Raw genomic sequence first — 4,082 nt, 5'->3', positions numbered from 1 at the left:
GACCGCACAGATAGCCCCATCCGACGTCGTCGGCTTCTGGAAAGAGGCTGGTCCCGCGAAGTGGTTCGCCAAGGACGACGCCTTCGACGCCCTGTTCCGCGAGCGGTTCGAGGCGGCGCACTTCGCGGCCGCCCGGCGCGACCTGGACGGTTGGGTCGAGACGCCCGAGGGGGCGCTGGCGCTGCTGATCCTGCTGGACCAGTTTCCCCGCAACGTATGGCGAGGCACGGGCCACGCCTTCGCCACCGATCCGCTGGCCCGGCGCTTCGCGCTGCGGGCGCTGGAGCGCGGCTTCGACCAGGCGGTGGAGAACGACCTGCGGCGCTTCTTCTATCTGCCGCTGCAGCACGCCGAGGATCTGGCGCTGCAGGCGCGGCAGGTCGCCTTGTTCCAGAAAATGGAGCGCGACCCGAGCGACCGCTGGGCCGAGCACCATCACTCGATCATCGCCCGCTTCGGCCGCTTCCCGCACCGCAACTTCGCGCTGGGCCGGGAGACGACGCCGGATGAGCGAGCCTTCCTCGAAGAGGACAGTTTCCGGGGCTGAGGCTTCCGTCTCCTCCCTGTCGCGCAGCGATGGGGAGGTGGCGCGGCGCGCCTTCGCGCCGTGACGGAGGGGGCGGCGGCGCCCCTCCACCACTTCGTGGTCCCCCTCCCCACGGTGTGGGGAGGAGACGGGTGCCCACGTTCCTGTGAGCAACCGAATCAGCGGTCTGCCAACAACTGCGAATCAGGGACACTGTGTGCTCATGAACGCCGCCGTAGCCCTCGCAGACCTGCACGCCCGCGCCCGGAGCGATCTGGGCGCCGTCGCCGCCGATCATCCGGAGTGGCAGTATCTGAACCTGCTGCGGGACATCCTCGACAACGGCACGCGGCGGGACGACCGGACGGGGACCGGAACGCTGGGCGTGTTCGGGCGGCAGATGCGGTTCGACCTGTCGAAGGGCTTTCCGGTCCTGACGACCAAGAAGCTGCACCTCCGCTCGATCATCGTCGAACTGCTGTGGTTCCTGCGCGGCGAGACCAACATCGGCTGGCTGAAGGACAACGGCGTCAGCATCTGGAACGAATGGGCCGACGCCGAGGGCGAGCTGGGTCCCGTTTACGGCAAGCAGTGGCGGTCGTGGGCGGCGCCGGACGGGCGGGTGATCGACCAGATCACCAAACTGGTCGAGGGGCTGAAGACCAACCCCAACAGCCGCCGCCACATCGTTTCGGCCTGGAACCCGGCCGACGTGGACGACATGGCCCTGCCGCCGTGCCACTGCCTGTTCCAGTTCTTCGTCGCCGACGGCAAGCTGAGCTGCCAGCTGTACCAGCGCTCGGCGGACGTCTTCCTCGGCGTGCCCTTCAACATTGCGTCCTACGCCCTGCTGACCATGATGGCAGCCCAGGTGTGCGGGCTGGAGCCGGGCGAGTTCGTCCACACCTTCGGCGACGCCCACCTGTATCTGAACCACATCGAGCAGGCGGAACTGCAACTGACGCGGGAGCCCCTGCCCGCCCCGGTCATGACAATCGCCCCCCGCGACGACCTGTTCGCCTACCGGCTGGAGGACTTCGTGCTCGAGGGTTACGAGCCGTGGCCGCACATCAAAGCGCCGGTGGCGGTCTGAGGTCATGCACCTGAAGACCCTGCAGGCCGATGTCCTGCGCATCTCCGACATCTACGCCGCCGAGCACGGGATCGACCGCTCCGGCGACTGGGCCCTGCTGAAGGTGCAGGAGGAACTGGGCGAGCTGACGGCCGAGCACCTGCGGATGAGCGGGCGGGCGCGGGGCGTGGCGGATGCGGACAAGCTGGGCGACGAGGCGGCGGACGTGCTGGGGATGCTGCTGATCTATTGCGACGGCGCAGGGATCGACATCGAGCAGGCAATGCAGCGGAAGTGGCTGAAATGGCTCGGCGAATGACACGGTTTCTGGAGCGGCGTCGGGCCGCCCTCATCGCATCCGGCGTAGCCGGGTTGATGTGCGTGGGCCTGTACTGGCAGTGGCTCAGCCATGAGGCCAAACAGGCGACCTTCCTCATCTACTACCTGAAGCTTGCCCCGCATTTCCCCGCAGGAGAGGTCGATCGGCTGGCCCCCTCGCCGGACTTTCTGGTCATCTATTCCCTGGTGACGGGGTTCGCCCTGGCGTTCGCGGTGATCCAGTGGCGACTGGAGCCGCGCTGATGGTCGCCCAACTCGCCCTGGTCGTCGCCCGGGCGCGCAACGGCGTCATCGGCCGGGACGGGGACCTGCCGTGGCGGCTACGCAGCGATCTGCAGCGGTTCAAGGCGGTGACGCTGGGCAAGCCGGTGATCATGGGCCGCAAGACGTGGGAGAGCCTGCCGCTGAAGCCCCTGCCGGGCCGGTTGAACCTGGTGCTGTCGCGCGACGGCTCGTTCGCGGCGCAGGGGGCGGTGGTGTGCGCCAGTCTGGACGAGGCGGTCGAGATCGCGCGCGAGCAGGCCGAGGACGACGGGGTCGACGAGATCTGCGTCATCGGCGGCACCTGCCTGTTCGAACGCGCCCTGCCTCGGGCGCGGCGGCTGTATCTGACCGAGGTCGAGGCGGAACCGGAGGGCGACGCGGTGTTTCCAGCATTCGACGAGAAAACGTGGACGGAGGTATCGTCTGAACCTCACCCTGCGGGCGACCGGGACGATCATCCCTTCGTCTTCCGCGTTCTGGAACGACGTTGAAGGAGCGGAACCATGCTGATCGTGACCACCAATGAGGCGCCCGGTTATCGAGTGGTGAAGACGCTGGGACTGGTGCGGGGCATCACGGTTCGGTCGCGGAACGCCATCAGCGACATGGTCGGCGGGCTGCAGTCGATGCTGGGCGGCCGCGTCGGGGTCTATGTCAAGCTGGCGGAGGCGTCGCGGGCCGAGGCCTATCAGGAACTGGTCGAACACGCGCAGGCCATGGGCGCCAACGCCGTCATCGCCATGCGCTATGAGGCGAATGAGATCATGGAGGGCGTCACCGAGGTGCTGGCCTATGGCACCGCCGTGGTGGTCGAACCGGCCGACTGAGACGCCTCCGGCATCGCGTCGGTGCCGCACAGCCGGTCCCAGAAGCGGAAATACAGGCCGTAGTTGGTCTTCATATGGGTGTGGTGCCGGCTGTGGTGCGTGGCGGTGATCAGCTGCGCGCCCGGCCCGGAGCGCACCCAGCGGTCCGGCCACATCTCCCAGCCGCAGTGGTTCATCACCGCCGTCGCGGTCATCAGCAGCAGCAGCGCCGCCAGCACCCACAGGTTCACCGGGATCAGGAAGACCAGCGCCGGCAGCAGCCAGGCCGTCAGCATCGCCTCGGCGGGATCGAAGGCGAAGCTGGCGAAGGGACTGGGTTCGCGTGAGCGGTGGTGGCCGGCGTGGGCCCAGGCGAAGAACCGCCGCCCGTGCAGCAGCCGGTGCGTCCAGTAGTAGTGGGCGTCCTGGATCAGCAGCAGAAGGACGAGGCTGACCGGCAGCCACCACAGCGGCAGGGCGGCGGGGTCGAGATAGACTTTCGTGCCTCCCGCCTTCCACGCTTCGAGCGCGACGGCCGCCGGGAAGGCGTAGAGGGGGGTTGAGATCAGCGACTGTCGGGTTTCGCGCAGCATCAGCGCCTTCGACGGACTATCGCGGTTCAGCTGGCGCCCGACGCCGCGCCGGCGGCCCCACTGCATCCACCAGACCCCTCCGGCGACGAGCAGGTAGCGGACGCCGATGATGGCGCTGAGCCAAAGCGTCGTGATGAAAAGGGCCAACGGGTCGAGCGAGGGCACGGCGCGGCCTAGGCCAGGCCGAGCGCGTCGGCCACGGCGGCGGCGAAGCGCGAAAAGCGGGTTGCGACGTCGCCCCGGGGATCGGCGAGGACGGTCGGCAGGCCGGCGTCGCCGCCCTGACGCACGGCGGCGTCCAGGGGTAGGTCGCCGAGGAAGGCGATGGACAGGCGTTCCGCTTCCGCCCCGCCTCCGCCATGACCAAAGACGGGACCCGTCATGTTCTCGATGAGGCCGAGGGTGGGCACGCCGACCTTGTCGAACAGCCGAAAGGCGCGGCGCGCGTCGGCGAGGGCGACCTCCTGCGGCGTGGTGACGAT

General features: G+C 68.6%; 8 protein-coding genes. 6 read left to right on the top strand and 2 right to left on the bottom strand.

Translation table 11 applies throughout. From position 1 onward, the window contains the following. The 6 genes from VGB60_RS11715 to VGB60_RS11690 form a co-directional block, all read left to right on the top strand. A partial coding sequence (locus VGB60_RS11715) for a DUF924 family protein (protein ID WP_331038428.1) occupies nt 1-547 on the top strand: 547 nt, incomplete at its 5' end. Between the two features lie 202 nt (nt 548-749). After that, entirely contained in the window at nt 750-1,619 is an 870-nt protein-coding gene (locus VGB60_RS11710; protein ID WP_331038427.1) for a thymidylate synthase, read from the top strand. A gap of 4 nt (nt 1,620-1,623) precedes the next feature. Continuing rightward, entirely contained in the window at nt 1,624-1,917 is a 294-nt protein-coding gene (locus VGB60_RS11705) for a phosphoribosyl-ATP pyrophosphohydrolase (protein WP_331038426.1), read from the top strand. After that, the gene (locus tag VGB60_RS11700) at nt 1,914-2,180 is read left to right on the top strand and encodes a hypothetical protein (protein WP_331038425.1); all 267 of its coding nucleotides are present in this window, start codon (nt 1,914-1,916) and stop codon (nt 2,178-2,180) included. The genes VGB60_RS11705 and VGB60_RS11700 overlap by 4 nt, the downstream gene beginning before the upstream one ends. Then, complete coding sequence (locus tag VGB60_RS11695; protein WP_414644521.1) at nt 2,180-2,692, top strand: dihydrofolate reductase; 513 nt, start codon at nt 2,180-2,182, stop codon at nt 2,690-2,692. Before VGB60_RS11700 ends, VGB60_RS11695 begins: the two co-directional genes overlap by 1 nt. 12 nt (nt 2,693-2,704) lie before the next feature. Then, entirely contained in the window at nt 2,705-3,028 is a 324-nt protein-coding gene (locus tag VGB60_RS11690) for a YbjQ family protein (RefSeq protein WP_331038424.1), read from the top strand. On the opposite strand, the gene VGB60_RS11685 is transcribed toward VGB60_RS11690, so the two are convergent. Both VGB60_RS11685 and VGB60_RS11680 read right to left on the bottom strand, forming a co-directional pair. Next, a complete protein-coding gene (locus tag VGB60_RS11685; protein ID WP_331038423.1) occupies nt 2,992-3,765 on the bottom strand; it encodes a sterol desaturase family protein in 774 nt (257 codons plus the stop codon). The genes VGB60_RS11690 and VGB60_RS11685 overlap by 37 nt on opposite strands. Before the next feature lie 8 nt (nt 3,766-3,773). Then, nucleotides 3,774-4,082 (bottom strand): P-loop NTPase (locus VGB60_RS11680; protein ID WP_331038422.1); only part of this gene is annotated, 309 nt, incomplete at its 5' end.

The organism is Brevundimonas sp. (genome assembly GCF_036399195.1).
In the GTDB taxonomy this organism is placed as follows: domain Bacteria; phylum Pseudomonadota; class Alphaproteobacteria; order Caulobacterales; family Caulobacteraceae; genus Brevundimonas.
The sequence above is the reverse complement of the archived record's forward strand: the minus strand, read 5'-3'. Positions and strand labels throughout refer to the sequence as shown.

What these genes read in the sequence shown, in the direction of transcription:
- VGB60_RS11695 (WP_414644521.1), top strand. Translation starts at nt 2,180, where the DNA reads ATGGTCGCCCAACTCGCCCTGGTCGTCGCCCGGGCGCGCAACGGCGTC.
- VGB60_RS11700 (WP_331038425.1), top strand. Translation starts at nt 1,914, where the DNA reads ATGACACGGTTTCTGGAGCGGCGTCGGGCCGCCCTCATCGCATCCGGC.
- VGB60_RS11690 (WP_331038424.1), top strand. Translation starts at nt 2,705, where the DNA reads ATGCTGATCGTGACCACCAATGAGGCGCCCGGTTATCGAGTGGTGAAG.
- VGB60_RS11710 (WP_331038427.1), top strand. Translation starts at nt 750, where the DNA reads ATGAACGCCGCCGTAGCCCTCGCAGACCTGCACGCCCGCGCCCGGAGC.
- VGB60_RS11705 (WP_331038426.1), top strand. Translation starts at nt 1,624, where the DNA reads ATGCACCTGAAGACCCTGCAGGCCGATGTCCTGCGCATCTCCGACATC.